This window comes from Streptosporangium subroseum (assembly GCF_900188345.1).
In the GTDB taxonomy this organism is placed as follows: Bacteria; Actinomycetota; Actinomycetes; order Streptosporangiales; family Streptosporangiaceae; genus Streptosporangium; species Streptosporangium subroseum.
The window spans coordinates 40,317-56,550 of sequence record NZ_FZOD01000035.1 but is presented as its reverse complement, the minus strand read 5'-3'; the positions used below and the strand labels follow the sequence as shown (position 1 = coordinate 56,550).

18 protein-coding genes are annotated in these 16,234 nt (G+C 68.3%); 11 read left to right on the top strand and 7 right to left on the bottom strand.

Annotated features, from left to right (window positions below; genetic code table 11):
• Positions 1-685: cation diffusion facilitator family transporter (locus tag CHC08_RS50840; protein WP_218825542.1), on the bottom strand; the 685-nt coding region annotated here is incomplete at its 3' end.
• A 23-nt stretch (positions 686-708) separates the two neighbouring features.
• A complete protein-coding gene (locus CHC08_RS29020; RefSeq protein ID WP_089210555.1) occupies positions 709-1,068 on the bottom strand; it encodes an ArsR/SmtB family transcription factor in 360 nt (119 codons plus the stop codon).
• A 900-nt stretch (positions 1,069-1,968) separates the two neighbouring features.
• On the opposite strand from CHC08_RS29020, the gene CHC08_RS29010 reads away from it, so the two are divergent.
• Entirely contained in the window at positions 1,969-2,643 is a 675-nt protein-coding gene (locus tag CHC08_RS29010) for a DsbA family protein (protein WP_089210553.1), read from the top strand.
• On the top strand, positions 2,640-3,281 hold the full coding sequence (locus CHC08_RS29005; RefSeq protein WP_089210552.1) for a vitamin K epoxide reductase family protein: 642 nt from the start codon (positions 2,640-2,642) through the stop codon (positions 3,279-3,281). The genes CHC08_RS29010 and CHC08_RS29005 overlap by 4 nt, the downstream gene beginning before the upstream one ends.
• Positions 3,282-3,288: 7 nt before the next feature.
• Here CHC08_RS29005 and CHC08_RS29000 read toward each other — a convergent pair whose 3' ends face one another.
• The 3 genes from CHC08_RS29000 to CHC08_RS28995 form a co-directional block, all read right to left on the bottom strand.
• Positions 3,289-3,888, bottom strand: coding sequence for a copper resistance CopC family protein (locus CHC08_RS29000; RefSeq protein WP_089210551.1), 600 nt, complete (start codon positions 3,886-3,888; stop codon positions 3,289-3,291).
• A 63-nt stretch (positions 3,889-3,951) separates the two neighbouring features.
• Positions 3,952-4,104 carry a hypothetical protein gene (locus CHC08_RS49800; protein ID WP_179282270.1) on the bottom strand — a complete coding sequence of 51 codons (153 nt, stop codon included), beginning with the start codon at positions 4,102-4,104 and terminating at the stop codon, positions 3,952-3,954.
• Between the two features lie 208 nt (positions 4,105-4,312).
• Entirely contained in the window at positions 4,313-5,164 is an 852-nt protein-coding gene (locus tag CHC08_RS28995) for a helix-turn-helix transcriptional regulator (protein ID WP_089210550.1), read from the bottom strand.
• Positions 5,165-5,250: 86 nt separating this feature from the next.
• Between CHC08_RS28995 and CHC08_RS28990 the strand changes: the two genes are divergently transcribed.
• From CHC08_RS28990 to CHC08_RS28975, 4 genes are all read left to right on the top strand, one after another.
• Positions 5,251-6,033, top strand: coding sequence for an SDR family NAD(P)-dependent oxidoreductase (locus CHC08_RS28990; protein ID WP_089210549.1), 783 nt, complete (start codon positions 5,251-5,253; stop codon positions 6,031-6,033).
• A 123-nt stretch (positions 6,034-6,156) separates the two neighbouring features.
• Positions 6,157-6,822, top strand: a complete 666-nt coding sequence (locus CHC08_RS28985) for a HEAT repeat domain-containing protein (protein ID WP_089210548.1) — start codon at positions 6,157-6,159, stop codon at positions 6,820-6,822.
• A 6-nt stretch (positions 6,823-6,828) separates the two neighbouring features.
• Positions 6,829-7,833: a HEAT repeat domain-containing protein gene (locus tag CHC08_RS28980; protein ID WP_089210547.1), complete on the top strand. Its 1,005-nt coding sequence runs from the start codon at positions 6,829-6,831 to the stop codon at positions 7,831-7,833.
• 191 nt (positions 7,834-8,024) lie between these two features.
• Positions 8,025-9,521, top strand: a complete 1,497-nt coding sequence (locus CHC08_RS28975; RefSeq protein ID WP_089210583.1) for a carboxylesterase/lipase family protein — start codon at positions 8,025-8,027, stop codon at positions 9,519-9,521.
• 64 nt (positions 9,522-9,585) lie between these two features.
• Here CHC08_RS28975 and CHC08_RS28970 read toward each other — a convergent pair whose 3' ends face one another.
• On the bottom strand, positions 9,586-10,125 hold the full coding sequence (locus tag CHC08_RS28970) for a DUF1062 domain-containing protein (protein ID WP_245878627.1): 540 nt from the start codon (positions 10,123-10,125) through the stop codon (positions 9,586-9,588).
• Positions 10,126-10,438: 313 nt separating this feature from the next.
• Here CHC08_RS28970 and CHC08_RS28965 point away from each other — a divergent pair, with 313 nt between their 5' ends.
• Entirely contained in the window at positions 10,439-11,137 is a 699-nt protein-coding gene (locus tag CHC08_RS28965; protein WP_089210546.1) for an alpha/beta fold hydrolase, read from the top strand.
• A gap of 356 nt (positions 11,138-11,493) precedes the next feature.
• On the opposite strand, the gene CHC08_RS28960 is transcribed toward CHC08_RS28965, so the two are convergent.
• The gene (locus tag CHC08_RS28960; RefSeq protein ID WP_089210545.1) at positions 11,494-12,654 is read right to left on the bottom strand and encodes a serine hydrolase domain-containing protein; all 1,161 of its coding nucleotides are present in this window, start codon (positions 12,652-12,654) and stop codon (positions 11,494-11,496) included.
• 190 nt (positions 12,655-12,844) lie between these two features.
• Here CHC08_RS28960 and CHC08_RS28955 point away from each other — a divergent pair, with 190 nt between their 5' ends.
• The 4 genes from CHC08_RS28955 (at position 12,845) to CHC08_RS28940 (ending at position 16,216) form a co-directional block, all read left to right on the top strand.
• Positions 12,845-13,150 carry a hypothetical protein gene (locus CHC08_RS28955; protein ID WP_089210544.1) on the top strand — a complete coding sequence of 102 codons (306 nt, stop codon included), beginning with the start codon at positions 12,845-12,847 and terminating at the stop codon, positions 13,148-13,150.
• A gap of 4 nt (positions 13,151-13,154) precedes the next feature.
• On the top strand, positions 13,155-13,931 hold the full coding sequence (locus CHC08_RS28950; RefSeq protein WP_089210543.1) for a MerR family transcriptional regulator: 777 nt from the start codon (positions 13,155-13,157) through the stop codon (positions 13,929-13,931).
• A 177-nt stretch (positions 13,932-14,108) separates the two neighbouring features.
• Entirely contained in the window at positions 14,109-14,912 is an 804-nt protein-coding gene (locus CHC08_RS28945) for a GNAT family N-acetyltransferase (protein WP_089210542.1), read from the top strand.
• A gap of 278 nt (positions 14,913-15,190) precedes the next feature.
• Positions 15,191-16,216 (top strand): PrsW family intramembrane metalloprotease, encoded by a 1,026-nt coding sequence (locus CHC08_RS28940; protein WP_089210541.1) that lies wholly within the window; start codon positions 15,191-15,193, stop codon positions 16,214-16,216.
• Positions 16,217-16,234 lie beyond the last annotated feature (18 nt).

Sequence of the window (16,234 nt, the reverse complement as noted above, 5' to 3'; positions counted from 1 at the left end):
TGATGATCAGTCCGGAAAGGGCGGTGGCGATGAAGGCGTAGAGGTCGTTGACGATGTGCTGGAAGGCGCCTTCGATGTTGAGGTTCGATCGGTCGGCTCTGCTGAGCAGCCAGGTCGCCGCGAGGTTGACGGCGATGCCGATCAGTGCGGTGATCAGGACCAGGCCGCCCTGGACCTCGGGGGGGTTGAGGAGGCGTCGGATCGCCTCGTAGAGGAAGAATCCGGCCAGTAGCAGCAGGGTGGCGCCGTTGAGCTGGGCCGAGAGGATCTCGGCGCGTTTGAGGCCGTAGGTGAAGCCGCCGTGTGGCGGGCGGGTGGCCAGGCGCATCGCTATCAGGGCGAACCCGATGGAGGCCGAGTCGGTGAGCATGTGCCCGGCGTCGGAGATCAGCGCCAGGGATTGCGCGGCGAGGCCGACGACGACCTCGCCCGCCATGAAGACGATCAGCAGGGCCAGGGCGGCACTCAGGTAACGGCGATCCGCGTCGGCCGAGACGCCGTGCCCATGTCCATGCCCGTGCGCGTGCCCGTGATGTGACGCGGACTCGTGATGCCGCGTTTCCAGGGGTGCGACGGGCCCGTGATGTGACGCGGGCTCGTGATGCGGTGCCTCTGCGGGAGCGGCCTCGGGGTCTTGTCCGTCATGGTGATCATGCCGGTCGCCTTCGTGATGCGGTACGACCATGGAACCTCCTTCGATGGCTCGCACTAGCGGATCTCGTCAGCGGAATGGGCGACCGGGACGTGGTGGATGTGGGACAGGCCGAGGTCCAGCAGCATCCGGATGTGGGCGTCGTCCAGCCGGTGGTAGGCCATGCGCCCTGATCTGCGCACCCGCACGACGTGGTGGGCGCGGAGCAGACGCAACGTGTGCGAGACCGCCGACTCGCTGTGCCCGCATGCCGCGGCGATGTCGCACACGCACATCTCGCCGCCCTCCAGCAATGCGATGATCACACGCAGGCGTCCCGGATCGGACAGCAGCCCGAAGACCCGAGCCAGCTCATCGATCGCCCCGCTCTCCGGCAGGGCCTCGGCTACCGCGGCAACCCGATCCGGGTCCACCATGCGCGCCGTACAAGCCCCGGACTCAGCAGCAATATCTGAAACTCTGCTCATATGACGAAGCGTAGAGAGTGCGTTTGCTTATTACCAGATCTCGCTACAGAGAAATTCCATTGCAGCGCAAATTTGAGTAATCGCTAAAGTATGAATTGGGTTGTTTTCTGCGAATTTTGGCCTGAAGGACGTTGAGATCCTTGTGCGCGATGACCGCGTCCGGCAAAGGAGAGGGGATCAATATCGAGGTGTGCCGACCGCCTGGCGTCTCCCGGACACCATCCTTCCTGCCTGGGGGTTTGCCGTTGTCTTGGCGCGGCGTGCCGGCACGCTCGCCGCGCCGACCTGACAATGAGGAGTGGCAAGGATTGCTATCGTATAAAACCCGCTGACCTCTTCGCGATTCAGATGCGATCGCCATTAGATTGTCCTTATGATCCGCTTCTGCAGATAATTGGGGCGTCGCTCCGCGTTTGTTTTCGGGCATATGCGAGACTCTCGTCCGTTGGTGTTCATGTGGCATCTCGTGTTTAATTATAAAATTTTCTCTTATTGGTTCTATTTGGGAATTCCTCGCTTTCTGGTCGCAATGGGGATGGGCGTCATGCTCCTCGCGGGGCCGCTTCATTTATGGGTAAAGCGCGGCACCGTTGATGACCATGGCATTCCCCGCGCCCGCCGGCATCGCGATGATGAGCGGGGGCATGGCGGCTGCCTCCTTCGCACGAGACGGGCCGGGCTTCACGTCGGCCGTGCGGTAGGGCCTCGGCAACCCCCATAAGTCCGGCGCTGCGACTTCCGCGGGGTCGCCCAGCGGCTCCACCTCGTCGTTGACACCCCTCCTATCTTCTACATCTGGTAGAAGATAGGAGGGCTCCGTGCCCTGCGAGCATCCCTTGAGAGCGGAATATGACGACGAACCTGAAGATAACCCTCGGTATCGCCGCAGTCATGGCGGCGATCGTCGCGGTGATCGCCGTCTTCGGCGATTTCGGAGCGCGATCCACCGACTCGGTAGCCGATGCGGCCGCCGGGCAGAGCGTTCCCGCTGAGGTGCTGGTACGCGAGGACAGCCACACGCTGTCCACGGCGGCCGACGGCAAGGTCACGCTGGTGGAGTTCCTCGACTTCGAGTGCGAAGCCTGCGGCGCGGTCTTCCCGCACATGGAGCGCATCCGCGCCGAGTACGACGGGCGGATCACCTTCGTGGTCCGCTACTTCCCGATGCCGGGCCACCGCAACGGCGAGCTCGCCGCCCGGGTCGCCGAGGCCGCCGGCAAGCAGGACAGGTTCGAGGCCATGTACGCCAAGCTGTTCGAGACCCAGAAGCAGTGGGGAGAGTCCGCCGAATCCAAGGAGGTGTTCTTCACCGACCTGGCCAAGCAGGTGGGTCTGGACATGACCGCCTTCCACGCCGACCTCATCGCGCCGGCGACCGCGCAGCGGGTGAGGAAGGACCAGGACGACGGACGGCGACTCGACGTCCAGGGCACGCCCACGATCTTCTTCAACGGCGCCCAGCTGACCGAGGAGCCCAGCTACGAGAACCTGAAGGCCAGGATCGACGCAGTGCTCGCCTCATGACCACCGTGAAGACCGCTCGGCCCGCAACCGCCGCCGAGGTCTCATCCTCGTCGATCGTCACCAGGTCGCTGCCGTTCATCCTGACGATCGGCGGCGGCCTCGGCCTCCTGGCGGCGTTCCTGCTGACGGTCGAACGTCTGCGGCTGGCCGCCGACCCCACCTATGTGCCTGCCTGCAGCATCAATCCGATCCTCAGCTGCGGGTCGGTCATGAAAACCGCGCAGGCCTCCGTCCTCGGCTTTCCCAACCCGCTGCTGGGCATCGCGGCGTTCTCCGTCGTGACGACGGTGGGCATGGTCCTGCTGGCGGGAGCCCGCCCGCGGAGGTGGTTCTGGTACGGCCTGCAGCTGGGCACCCTGGCCGGCGTCGTTTTTGTTCACTGGCTGATCTTCCAGAGCCTGTACGTGATCGGCGCCCTGTGCCCGTACTGCATGCTCGTGTGGATCGCGACGATCCCCGTCTTCTGGTACGTCACGCTCGCGAACCTGCACACCGGCCGCATCCGGTTGCCGCGCGGCGCGCACCGGGTCGCCACCGCGGCGACCCGGTATCACACGAGCGTGCTCATGGTGTGGACGCTCACCATCATCGGACTCATCGTGCAGCGCTTCTGGTCCTACTGGATCACGCTGATCTGAGATCCGGTCATCTGCCCGAACGGCGACGCCGGCTGATGACGATACTGACCGCCGCCATGACGGCCGCCAGGCCGACGACGACCCAGAGGAACACCGAGGAGCCCCCGCTTGCCGACCCGCCGGTCTCGTTCGCCTGAGGGATCAGGGTCGGCTCCACGGGCTCGGCGCTCGGCGCGGCAGAACTCGGCGCGGGCGTGCTGGGCGCCTCCGAGGCCGTCGCACTCGGGGTGGGCGTGGGGGAGGAGGTGGAGGAGGCGATCACGGTGAAAGGGATCTCGCCGGTGCGGGGATGGCCGTCGGAGGAGACCACTCGAAAGCCGATCGTGTACTTACCCGGGGGAAGCGTTCCGGACAACGTCTGGACGACTTTCTTGCCCCGCAAGTCGGCCTCACCGGCCTGGAACCGTTCGCCTGAGGCATTCAGCACGGCGACCTTCGGGAACTTCACCGCACGTTCGAACTCCAAGGTCACTTCGCTGATGTCGGCGACCTTGGCGTCCTTGGCGGGGTTGCTCGATTTCAGCACGTCATGCGCTTGAGCAGCCGTCGCCGGCCACAGCGCCGCGGTGAGGATGACAAGCAAGATCGCTGGCCTGCGCAGGAACATGAAATGGGCTCTCTTTCGGTATGTTGTGGCGTCTGCACCGCGTCAGACGCAAGCATGATCGATTCACTCGGGCAGGGAGCCGTCGCCTGCGGACTTCCGTTCGGTGCGCTCAGCTGTTTCGGCGTGCGTCTCGCCGCGCACCGGCCGGACGATCCCGGCGACAGAAGCACCGCCGACCACCGGCGGCGGGACGGGCGCGGACACGATCTCGAACATGAAGCGACCCCACAGCCGTCGGACTGACCGCATCAAACTTCTACATTATGTCGAAGATGGCCGTCTCGCTGATACAGCCCACGCTTCGGCACGCACCCGCGCTCCAATGCGCTGCTCGACCCCTGAACCTTCGCGGCTTTTCGCCTGTCGCCACCGGTCGTGGGTCGCCCCCCGCCGGCGACGGTGTTCGCCGTGGCCGGCGGCGACGCTACCGCAGGTAATCACCGGCCTCGGCTCCAAGCACATTCAGAAGAGCCAGAGCCTCGGCGCCATGGGATTCCGGCGGCGCGCTGTAGAGCACGAGGTGCTGGTCGCGGTCCGTGAGCGTGAGGGAGTCGCAGTCGACGGTGATCTCCCCGACGACCGGATGACGGAAAGTCTTCGTGAGCATCGGCGCGGCCTGCACGTCGTGCCGCTCCCAGAGCCGGGCGAACTCGGGGCTGGCGTCGCGGAGCTCGTCGACGAGTTTGGTCACCGCGGGGTCGGACGGATACCGGGCGAGAGTGGATCGGAGCCCCATGACGACGTGGTGCCGGAACTCCGCGGCGTCGGAGACCCCGTACAGCGTCGCATCGGCGCGCGCCGACCCGAGGAATGTCCGGCGCGCGAGATTGCGGTCCTCCGGGGCGAGCTCGGCGAAGTTCTCCATGAGCGCGGCCGCGAGGTCGTTCCACGCGAGCACCTCGAACGTGGCGGAAATCACAAAAGCGGCCGTCTGCGGCAGCCGCTCGAGGAGCGCGAGGATGCTCGGGCGGACGTCGCGCCGATGCAGTCCGGTACGGCTCGGCGCGGTGCCCGCGAGGACGTGGAGGTGATCGAACTCGGCGTCCGTGAGCCGCAGCGCGCCTCCGATCCCGGCGAGGACCTCGCCCGACGGTCGCGGCGCCCTGCCCTGTTCGAGCCGGACGTAGTACTCGGTGGAGATGTGCGCGAGGACCGCCACCTCCTCGCGGCGAAGACCCGGTGTCCGGCGTCGCGAGCCCGAGGGGAGGCCGACATCCTCCGGTCGGAGCCGCTCACGATGGCTACGGAGAAATGCCCCAAGCTCCTGTTTGTCCATATCCCAAGTGTGCACGCCGCGCGGCGGCGGATCCTGGTACAGCCTGTGCCTGAATCCGGTCTGGAGGCCGGACTGACACTGTCGTCATGACGAACAACATTGACATCGCACCCATCGGCCTGCTCACCGGCAAGGTTGTGCTCATCACCGGCGCCAGCCGCGGCATCGGGGCGGCCGCGGCCCGGCTCTTCGCCTCCGAGGGGGCCGCCGTCGTGCTCGCCGCCCGCAGCACCGACGCCCTCCAGCGGATCGTCACCGAGGTCCGCGCCGACGGCGGCGTCGCGGATGCCGTGACAGTGGACCTCGCCGACCGTGCGAGCATCCGCGCGGCGGTCGACCGCGTCGAGGAGCTGCACGGACGGCTCGACGGCGCGTTCAACAACGGCGCGGCGATCCAGCAGCCCGGCCCGCTCGACATGACGAGCGACGAGGACGTCGAGGAGCAGTTCGCGGTGAACTTCCGGGGACACTGGACCGCGATGACGGTCGAGGCCGCGCTCATGCGCCGGGGCGGTGGCGGGGCGATCGTCAACACCTCGAGCATCGGCAGCCGCCGCGCGAACCCGGAGCTCCCCGCGTACGGCGCGATGAAGCGCGCGCTCGACAGCATCACCGAGACCGCCGCCGTGACCTGGGGGCGGCAGGGGATCCGCGTGAACGGCATCACCCCCGGCGGCACCGCGACGGAGATGATCGACGCGTGGGAGGCGGCGTCCCCGGGCGTCGTCGAGCGCCTCACCGTGAGCATCCCGCTCGGCCGGATGGCCGAGCCTCGTGAGGTCGCCGAGGTGGCCGCGTGGCTGCTCAGCGATCGGGCCTCGATGGTGACCGGCGCGATCGTGCCGGTGGACGGCGGCGCCGGCGCCTGACAGGGGCTGACGTGACAGGCACCGAACTCGGCGGGCAGAGGGTTCCTGGTGATCTTGAGGCGTGATCCCGCTTGACCTTGACACAGTGACAAGGTCTTCACTGTTGCCAGGGAGGTGGTCCCGATGACCATGCAGGAACAGGACGCGGACACGACTCGGGCTCTCCAGGGGCTGGAGGACAGCCGCTCGTCAGTGCGGCTGCGGGCGGCGATGGCGGTCGGTACGACCCCTGACCCGCGGTTCATCGACAAGCTCATCGAACGATGCGCGATCGAACCCGAATTCTATGTGCGCGATATGCTGACGTGGGCACTCACCCGCCACTCAGCGTCAATGACGGTCCCGGAGCTTCTCAAGGAACTCCGCTCGGAGCGTGCGCAGGCACGGAGCCAGGCGCTGCACACGCTGTCCAAGATCGGGGATCGGCAGGCGTGGCCGGCGATCACACGGGCGCTTCTGTCCGACGCCGACGACGAGGTGGCGCGGAGTGCTTGGCGGGCAGCGGTCGTGCTCGTGCCCGAAGATGAGGAGCCCGGGCTGGCCGCGGTGTTGTCGACACAGCTCGGGCGCGGCGAACGTGAGACGCAGCTGAGCCTCAGCCGGGCGCTGGTCGCGCTCGGCGAGGTGATTCTGCCGACCCTGCGCGCCGCGATGACGGATCTCGACCTTCGCGTGCGCGCGCACGCGATCGCCACGGAACGGCTGCTGCGCGACCCGGATGCCGGATTCGAGTTCGCGATCGGGGAGGCGAAGCGCGTCGTAGCCCTCGGCACCGGCCAGGAGGAGTGACAGGCAGTGTTGATCGGTGATGTGGCACGACGGTCCGGGGTCAGCGCCCGCATGCTCAGGCATTACGACTCGCTCGGCCTGGTGCGGCCGATGGGTCGTACCGGCGCCGGCTATCGGGAGTACTCCGGCGAGGACATCCGGCGGATCTTCCATATCGAGAGCCTGCGGTCCCTGGGGCTGTCGCTGCGTGACGTCGGGCGCGCGCTCGATGATCCTGACTTCACGCCCTCGGAGCTCGTCGACGACCTCATCCGCCAGACGCGAGAACGCATCGCGGATGAGACGGAGTTGCTCACGCGACTCCGTCGGATCGGTGCCGCGGAACCCGCCGGCTGGGAGGACGTCCTCCAGATCGTCGCGCTCCTCCAGGCGTTGGGGTCGAAGAGCGCCGGCAAGCGCCAGCGCGCGGCCCTGTCCTCGGTCGAAGAGGTTCCGGTGCCGGTGGAGGCACTGGTCGAGGCGGTGCTGAGCGAGACGGACCCGAACGTCGCCGGAGCCCTTCGATGGGCTTTGGCGCGATTTGGCGATGACGGATTGGCGCTGCTGGCGGAGGGCCTCGGCTCACCGGCGGCCGAGGTGCGGAAACGTGCCGTCCAGTCCATCGCTGAGATTCCGGACGGTGAGGCGACCGCACTGCTGCGGGACGCCCTCGCGAACCCCGACGTCGTGGTCCGCAGGTATGCGGCTCTGGCGCTCGGGGCACGTGGAGTGGTCGACGCGGTCCCGACGCTCGTCGACATGGTCGACGAGGGGACGAATGACGTCGATGCGGCCGATGCGCTGAGCGCGCTGGCGAGTCGTCCCGCGTTGGCGGATCAGATCGCCACCAGGCTCGTTGATCGCCTCGCCCACGGCACCGCCGAATCGTCCGTACGGCAACGGCTGACGCAGGCGCTCGCGGATATCCCGGGAATCACAGCGTCACGTGCCCTCGCGGATCTGTCACATGACAAAGATCGTGCTGTTGCGCTTACCGCGACCTACATTCTCGGGATGCGCAACGCGCGATAACGGATCTTTCCTGCTCGGTCTTGGTACGCCACATCGGGACATATCGCAGGGCGTTGGTGTCCCGGTCAGGAGACCGATGGAGACCTTTCGCTCCTCCGGTCCGCTCGATATCGAGATGCGGCGAGGTCGCGTTTGGGTGAGGATGGCCGCGCCTGGCTATGGGAGCCGGCACCCCGGAAGAGGAGCGTGCCATGAGCGCCATCGGATCCGCAGCCCCGGAGGTCCGGGTGACCACGGGAAGGCTGCGCGGGCGGATGGAGGATGGCGTGGCCGTCTTCCGCGGCGTGCCGTTCGCGCGCCCGCCGGTGGGCGCCCTGCGACTGGCCGCCCCGGTGCCGTCCGAGCCGTGGGACGGGGTGCGCGAGGCAGGAGCGTTCGGTCCGCCGCCGCCGCAGTCCAAAATGCTGGGCGCGTCCGGCGCGGACGGCACGGACGGCGACTGGTTGACCGTCAATGTCTGGTCTCCCGACCTGGGCGCCGCCCGGCTGCCGGTGATGGTGTGGATCCATGGCGGGGGTTACATGTACGGGTGGTCCGGCGACCCGGTCTTCGACGGCCGCGTGCTCGCCCGGGACGGCGTCATCGTGGTCACCTTCAACTACCGGGTCTCCGCCGAGGGCTTCGGACACTTCCAGGGGGCACCGGCCAACCGCGGGTTGCTGGACCAGGTGGCCGCCCTCCGCTGGGTGCACGACAACATCGCGGCTTTCGGCGGAGATCCGGATCGGGTCACCGTGTTCGGGGAGTCCGCCGGAGCCGGGAGCATCGCGGCGCTGACGGTGATGCCCGGAGCCGCCGGTCTGTTCCGCAGGGCGATCGCGCAGAGCGTGCCGGGCATGTTCCTCTCCGCCGAGCTGGCCACCGACATCGCCGCCGCCCTGGCCGGTGAGCTGGGCCTGGACCCGCTCGCGGACGAACTCGCCCGCCTGTCGCCGGAGCGGTTGATCGACGCCGGGGACGCGGTGGCGGAAAAGATGGGCGGCTGCCCGCGGTGGGGCCGGACCGCGTACGTCCGGACGCCGTTCGCGCCGGTCGTGGACGGCGAGGTGCTGCCCGCGGTGCCGTGGTTGTCACCGTCGGACGGGGCCGCGCGCGAGGTGGAGCTGATCGTGGGGCACACCCGCGACGAGTATCGGCTGTTCATGGCCATCAGCGGCGACATCGGCCGGATCACCGCCGAGCGGGCGGCCACCGCGCTGCGGGAGCTCGCCCCGGACCCGGAGGCCTACCGGGCCGCCTACCCCGGGGCTGACGACGAGCGGCTGTACGAGTTGGTGCACTCCGACTGGATGTTCCGGATGCCCTCCGTCCGGCTGGCCGAGACCCACCAGAAGCGCGGCCGGGCCCACCTGTACGAGCTGACCTGGCCGGCCCCCGGCATGGGCGGCGCCCTCGGCGCCTGCCACGGGCTCGGCCTGCCACTGACGTTCGGCGACCTGACCGCTGGAGCGGCGGGACTGCTGATCGGACAGGAGCCGCCACCGGCCGCGGCCGAGCTGTCGGCCCGGGTCCGCGCGGCATGGATCGCCTTCGCCACGACCGGGGATCCGGGCTGGCCGGTGTACGAGCCGAAGAACAGGCATACCTGGGTCATCGACGCCGAGCCGAGCGTAACGGCGTATCCGGAGGAGATCTCCCTGGAGCTGTGGGCCGGGTACGCCTTCTCCCCCCTCACGTTGCAGGCGTGACCAAGGCAGAACACGGCACAGCCGTGTTCTGCCTTGGCGGAGAGCGTCGCACCGACGCTTGGGCCTATTGAACCGACCACACCAGGACGAATGAGAAATCCAGTTTCGTCGTGCGGTTCAGCGGGATATCGATCTTGACTCTGTGAGCGATCTCATTACGGCTGATGCCCAATCCATGAGCGATGAGCCGTTCGGGACGGACTGGTACGGGATCGTCGAAGGTGACCGTGATCTGAAGGGGCCATGGCCCCTCGGCAAGGGGAGGTGCGTGGAGTTCCCAGCACCCGTCCCAATCGAGTGCGAACCGGTTGTGGCGGGCGATCAACGGGTCGAGAAGGGTGTCCACGACGAGGGAAGGCGAGTTGTCCGAGTAACCGGCCAGAAGGTCGGCGGGCAGTGAACGGACCGGGACGCGATCGTGGACGGTGAGCTTGTTGGTCCGGCCACAGGAAGCGCAGTTGGCCAGGAGCCAGACGTCGAGAAGTTTGCCGTTGGCGTTGACGCGGAACCTGCCGTGGCCGATGGTGGCGCGGTCGGAAGGGCAGGCCACGCACCGGAGAACGAGCAGGGGCAGGCGGGTGCGCCGCACCGCCCAGGGCAGCACGATATGAGGATGTGAAGACATGATCTCTCTGAAGACCTGACGAAGAGCACGGAAAACAGAGCCGACGGCGTCGTCGGCGACCAATGCGCAGGAAGTGTCAGGTCTAAAGAGCAGGCGGCGTCATGCGCGCGAAGTCCTCACGTTGAAGTGAGAATCCAAACTAGGCGACCACCACCCACAAGATCCATCCATTTTCGCGACCGCCGTCAACAGGAGGCCTTGGAGAGCCCGTACGACGTCAGCGGTACCAGGGTGCGTATCGAAAGTGTCTTCAGGACGGGCGATTGTCAGGCTGCTCCGTTACGGTGCAGCCATGGCGAATTTTGTACTGGTTGCAGGCGCGAGGCTCGGGGCGTGGGCATGGGACGAGGTGGTGCCGTATCTGCGCGCAGCCGGCCAGGGCGCTCACCCGTTGACGCTGTCCGGTCTTGCCGACAAAGCGGGTGTGCCGGCTGGGCAGCAGACCCACGTCCAGGACATCGTTGACGAGGTCGAAGACCGGGATCTGCGCGACGTCGTCCTGGTGGGTCACAGCTACTCGGGCATCCCGGTCGGTCAGGCCGCGGAGCGGATCGGTGACCGGCTGGCCCACGTGGTCTTCGTCGATTCCAGCCTTCCGGCCGATGGCGAGGCGTTCGTCTCCGCCTGGCCGGACGGCGGGGCGATGGTGAAGGCATCGATCGCCGAGAACGGAGGATTTTGGCCGCTCGTGACCGCAGCCCACTACGACGGCCAGGGCCTCACCGATGAGCAGATCGCACGGATCGTGGCCGGCTCGACGCCGCACCCGGGCGCCACGCTTACCGAGCCCGCTGTGCTGTCACGGCCACTTGACGAACTCCCGGCGACGTACATCCAATGCCTGCTCGCCGGAGCCGGGCCCGGCTCCGGCGTGGCCGAGCTGCTGACCGGCAAGCACTGGCGGCTGGTCGATATGGACACCGGCCACTGGCCGATGTTCTCCCGGCCTCGCGAACTGGCGCAGATCTTCCTCCAAGCGGCCGGGGAGTGACCGCGGGCCCATGCCTGCGGGCTCCTTTCGGGCGTGCATCGCATGCGCCGGTCACGGCCACTGCGTGTGAGGACGTGGTGGCCCATCACACGCCCCTGCCGGGATGACCGGCTTCGGCAGGAGCCGGTCATCCTTCTTGCCCACCTGTGCGGTAAACGCTGGATCGGGTCGTCGAGCTTCGGGCCACGACGTCCTGTTCGTGATCCAGGGGGCATGTCCCCCCGGAGTGGCCAGAGGGCTACGCCGGCCCGGCCGGACACCCCTTCCGCCTCCGGTCGGCCCGAGCCGCGCCGAGCGTCTCTGCCTGATGCGAGACCGTACGGAGCCCGCCTTCAGGGTGTACGGGCCCGAGGTGATCAGCCCGTCGGCTGCGTCGGCTCGGCCGCCTGGTCGGCCGATCCGGCCTGCCCGCCGCAGAACACCTCCTTGACGAACCTCTGCTGGGCCTTCTGGAACGCCTCGGCCGTGGCGGCGAAGTCGAGCGCGGCGTCCCCGCTGGTCAGCGAGGCGGTCAGGGTCCTACCGCCGTCGGGCGTGCTGTACATCAGCGCCCCCCAGCCAAAGAAGCCGCCGTTGTGGGTGATCACGGTGCCGCCGCAGTCCGTCTCCTGCACGAACACCCCCAGGCCATAGCCGATCTTGGGGTACGGCTTGCACATCTCGGCCAGCAGCGGGGCCGGGATGAGCTTGCCGCCCGTCAGCGCGGCGATGAACGTGTGGAGATCCTCGGTGGTCGAGATCATGTCACCGGCGGCGGAGACCCAGGAGGGGTTCATGCGGGTGACGTCGACCACCTTCCACTGGCCGGCATCCTCGTACCGGTAGTAGCCGTGGGAGTGCGGCTCGGGGATCTCCGGCGAGGCGCCCGGCACCACGGTGCCCGACAGCCCGAGCGGCCCCAGGATCCGCCGCTGCATCTCCTCGGCGAGTGAGCGGCCGGTGACCTTCTCGATCAGCAGCTTGGCCAGCACGTAGTTGGTGTTGGAATAGCTCCAGTCGGTTCCCGGCGCGAACCTCACCGGCTTGGACAACGCCAGCCGTACCAACTCCTCCGGCTGGTAGGTGTGGGACAGGCCGTCCACGTACTCCTGGCCCTGCCAGGGGATTCCCGGCACGATCGTCCCGTCGGGGTAGAGCTCGCCGGTGAAGTTGAACACCCCGCTGGTGTGCTGCAGCAGCATCCGCACCGTGATCTGGCGGTCCAGGCCGAACCCGGGCAGGTAGTCATCCGCCGGAGCGTCCAGCCCGACCTTGCCCTCGGCCACCAGCTGCAGGACCAGGGTCGCGACGAAGGTCTTGGTGTTGCTGCCGATCCGGAAGTGGCCGTCCGTCGGCGGTTTGGCGGTCTCGCCCAGCTTGCGCACTCCGGCGCTGCCGACCCACTCGCCCCGCTCATCATGCACGCGCAGCTGCACCCCGGCGAAACCGGCATCGACGATCTCCTGGATGGCCTTCTGCAACTCCGGGCGATCCTGCCCGGCAGCGGTGTCCTCGATGGTGTGGAGGGACTCGCCCATGGTCATTCCTTATCTCGCGACAGTGGGTGTTCGGCACGGCTCGAAAGCGCAACGGCGGCCCCGGTGGCCACCGGCCCCTTCGAGGCGGCCATACGATGAGCGTTCACCCTGACCTAAGGTCAAGGTCAACCCCTGTCGCGATCATCGCTGGGCGGCGCCGATCGCAAGCGTCCCCGGCCTGGATCAGGCATTGACCGCGGTCCGCACCGGCCGGAACGCCGAGATCGACCTCGAGGCCCACACCCCTTGGCCCGGTCCTCGGCACGTTGACCGTCCCGGTGCGGTACGTGGTCGCTCGGGTGCCGGCCTCGGCGACGAGGGTGATGAGCTGGAACAGGTGCGCGCTATCCTCGCCTCTGTGATCGCCCGCAACCCGCACCTCACGGTGAGCGCGAAGGTCGTCGGCGACCATGGCCCGATCCTGCGCAAGGACTTCCGGGCCGTCGCCGGCGTGATTCGCGAGACCGCGACCGCCCACGATCTGGAGGTGCGCTGAGCCGATGGCAGACGGACTCACGATCGGTCAGGCGGCGGCGTTCGTCGGCGTCACGATCAAGACCGTGCGGCACTATCACCGGCTCGGCCTGGTCACCGAGCCGGAACGGGACGGTTCCGGCTACCGCCGTTACCGGTCGGCCGACCTGCTCCGGCTGGTCCAGGTCCGAACCCTGGCCGGGGCCGGCGTGCCGCTGGCCGAGATCGGTGACCTGCTCGACGCCGATCCCGAGCGGTTCTCCGCCGCCCTGGACGACGTCCATCGCCGGCTCACCGAACGGATCGAGGACCTGGTCGCGCGTCGCGACACCCTGCACCGGCTCGATCGTGGCGACCGAGCCCTGCTGCCCGACCGGGCCTGCGCGGTCTTGGACCGACTCACCGATCTCGGCTTCAGCCCCGACTACGTGGCCGGTCAACGGGAGGCTCTGGTGCTGGCCCGGGCGCTGATTCCGGAGATCTACGACAATTTTCTGACCCAGCTCGAACGTTCGCTCGACGACCCCGAGTTCGTCGAGCTGACCAAGCGCGGCTGGGATGCGAGGTCCTGGGATCCCGACGACCCTCGAATCGAGGAACTGGCATCCGCGCTGGCCGACAAGCTGCTGGCCAACCGTGTGGTGCCGGCGATGCCGACCGGGTTTCGGAACCGGTCCGACGCCGCCGCCCGGTACGGACTGGTCAACCACCACCGGGAAGACCGGGAGCCGTCCATCGCCCGGTTGAACGCGCTGGTCGAGGCGAACCTGCGCGCGGCCGGCGTCGACATCCCGCATCAGTGACGGCCGCCCGACAGGCCCGGTGCCGCCGCGGGACGTCGGCGTCGACACGCACCGGCTTCCTTGTCCTCCAGCAGATCACCAATGCCCGGGCACGCCCACGGCCGAGGCGGGCGAGCGGTTCGGCGGCTGGTTGAAAAGCCTTTGAGACACCGCGGCGCGCTGGCTAGTCTGCCGTCTGTGATCTCACTCGCGCGGCACCGCCTGAATCCCGCCGAAACCGGCCCAGCGTTGCGCGCGCTGTGCGAGTGGACGCCGGTCGACGCCCCGGGCGGCGGCCTCCACCCCGGAGACGTGGGGTGGTATCTGCGGTTGGACGACGCGGCCGTTTTTCTTTGGACCGATGCTGTGGCACCGGTGGCGGTCGGCTTCCTCGACGGCCCCGTGCTGCGCGTGACCGCCGCGCCCGGCGCCGATCTCGGGGCGCTCGCGGTCGATGCCGAGGAGCTGCTCGTGCCCGGCAACGATTGGTCCGACGGTCTGCCCGTGCCCGGGTGGGAGCTCCACCAGGAGGAGTCCTGGCTCGTCATGTCCTGGACCCCGCGGCCGGTGTCGAGCCGCGCCGAGCCGGTCGGTGAGGCCGGTGCGGCCGACCGGGTGCTGGTGCAGCGGTCCGCCTTCACGGGATCCACGTTCACCGTCGAGGGCTGGCGCACGATGAAGCGGTCGCCGGCGGGCGGGTCGGCCGTGGAGGCGCTCGTGCGCACGCCCGCGGGGGAGCCCGCAGCCGCCGCGACCGGATGGTTCGCGGGTGTGGGCAGGTGCGGGCTGCTCGAGCCGGTCGGCACCCATCCGGACCATCGCGGGCACGGCTATGGGCGCGATGCCGTGCTGGGCACGTGCGCGGCTCTCGCCCATCGGGGTGCGAGCGCGGTCGCCGTCGCGACACCGTCCACAAACGACGCCGCGGTGGCGCTCTATCGATCGGCCGGGTTCACCGTCGTGCGCGAGAATCGCGACTGGGCTCGCGCTCGGCGAGCTTGAGCGGCGCACCCACCCCGCCCGGGCCAAGCCTGCGGTGCCGGATCACGCGCGGGTCGCCCAGCTTGGGCGTGCGCACCGGGCGCAGCACCGGGTGGGCCGTTCAGTAGATCATGCGGGGTATCCCAGACCGTGATGTGGTTGCGCTCTGCGTGCGCGGTGGGCTCCCGTTGTTGGAGAGCGGCCTCAGATCAGACCCGCGGTTTTCCAGATGCGCACGATCACGTCGAGTTGTGCCGGGTTGTAGAGATCGAGCATCGTAGTGATCAGCGTGTCGGTCGTTGACTGCCGGCCTGCCCCTGTCCGCCCTGGTCATCCTGCCGATCGTGGGCGTCTTCCTGTGGCTCGACCGCTGGGAGCGCGAACGCCCGCGCTCTCTCGCCTCGGCGTTCGCGTGGGGAGCGTCGATCGCCGCCTTCTGCGCGATCTGGTCACAGGCGGGACTGCAGGCCGTCGTCGACAGCACGATGGGCACCGACGTCGGTGCGTGGGTTCGCCCGCTCATCATCACCCCGGTCACCGAAGAGGTTTTCAAGGGCCTGTTCCTGGTGTGGCTGCTGATCCATCGCCGGAGGCGGATCACCGGTCTGCTCGACGGCATCGTCTACGCGGGACTCGTCGGCGCCGGCTTTTCGTTCACGAAGAACATCCTCTACTTCGGCCGCGCCGTCACCACCTTCGCCGCATCGGACACATCCGATGCGAAGGCCATCGCCGTACTCGGGATCACCTTCTTCCTGCGAGTGGTGCTGGTGCCGTTCATGCATCCGTTCTTCGTCTCCGTGTTCGGGCTGGGTATCGCCGCGTCCGTGAACAAGCACCGCGGCGGGGCGCGCATCGGTCTTCCGATCGCCGGCCTGCTCGTCGCGATCGTCCTGCACGGGGTATGGGACTGGGCGGGGCTCGCCGCAAGCGATCCGTTCCTGATCTACAAGATCTACGGAGCCGTCATGGTGCCGGTCTTCCTCGCCATGGTGATCCTGGCGCTCGTGCTACGCCGCCGAGAGGGCAAGGTGATCACCGAGGCCCTACCGGCTCTCGCGCGCGACGGGCACATCGCCCCCGAAGAGGTCGCGCTCCTCGCGAATCTGGGAGAACGTCGTCGCTGGAGGCGGGACGTGCGCCGGCGCGCAGGCCGGGCCGCGGCTCGCGCCACCGCGCGCTATCAGGCCGAGGCAAGCGCCCTCGGCATCCGAACGACCCGCGCACAGGCCACCGGAGACCGGGACGGGCTCGACGAACAAGCACGGATGACCGCGGGCGCCAGAAGAGGCATGCTCGGAGCGCTCGAAGCTTCGAACGCGTAGCGGACAGCGGCGGCCGCA

Bases quoted from the DNA above. Each gene is read 5' to 3' on its own strand.
- CHC08_RS29020 (WP_089210555.1), bottom strand. From the start codon at position 1,068: ATGGTGGACCCGGATCGGGTTGCCGCGGTAGCCGAGGCCCTGCCGGAG.
- CHC08_RS29010 (WP_089210553.1), top strand. From the start codon at position 1,969: ATGACGACGAACCTGAAGATAACCCTCGGTATCGCCGCAGTCATGGCG.
- CHC08_RS29005 (WP_089210552.1), top strand. From the start codon at position 2,640: ATGACCACCGTGAAGACCGCTCGGCCCGCAACCGCCGCCGAGGTCTCA.
- CHC08_RS29000 (WP_089210551.1), bottom strand. From the start codon at position 3,888: ATGTTCCTGCGCAGGCCAGCGATCTTGCTTGTCATCCTCACCGCGGCG.
- CHC08_RS49800 (WP_179282270.1), bottom strand. From the start codon at position 4,104: ATGTTCGAGATCGTGTCCGCGCCCGTCCCGCCGCCGGTGGTCGGCGGT.
- CHC08_RS28995 (WP_089210550.1), bottom strand. From the start codon at position 5,164: ATGGACAAACAGGAGCTTGGGGCATTTCTCCGTAGCCATCGTGAGCGG.
- CHC08_RS28990 (WP_089210549.1), top strand. From the start codon at position 5,251: ATGACGAACAACATTGACATCGCACCCATCGGCCTGCTCACCGGCAAG.
- CHC08_RS28985 (WP_089210548.1), top strand. From the start codon at position 6,157: ATGACCATGCAGGAACAGGACGCGGACACGACTCGGGCTCTCCAGGGG.
- CHC08_RS28975 (WP_089210583.1), top strand. From the start codon at position 8,025: ATGAGCGCCATCGGATCCGCAGCCCCGGAGGTCCGGGTGACCACGGGA.
- CHC08_RS28965 (WP_089210546.1), top strand. From the start codon at position 10,439: ATGGCGAATTTTGTACTGGTTGCAGGCGCGAGGCTCGGGGCGTGGGCA.
- CHC08_RS28960 (WP_089210545.1), bottom strand. From the start codon at position 12,654: ATGGGCGAGTCCCTCCACACCATCGAGGACACCGCTGCCGGGCAGGAT.
- CHC08_RS28950 (WP_089210543.1), top strand. From the start codon at position 13,155: ATGGCAGACGGACTCACGATCGGTCAGGCGGCGGCGTTCGTCGGCGTC.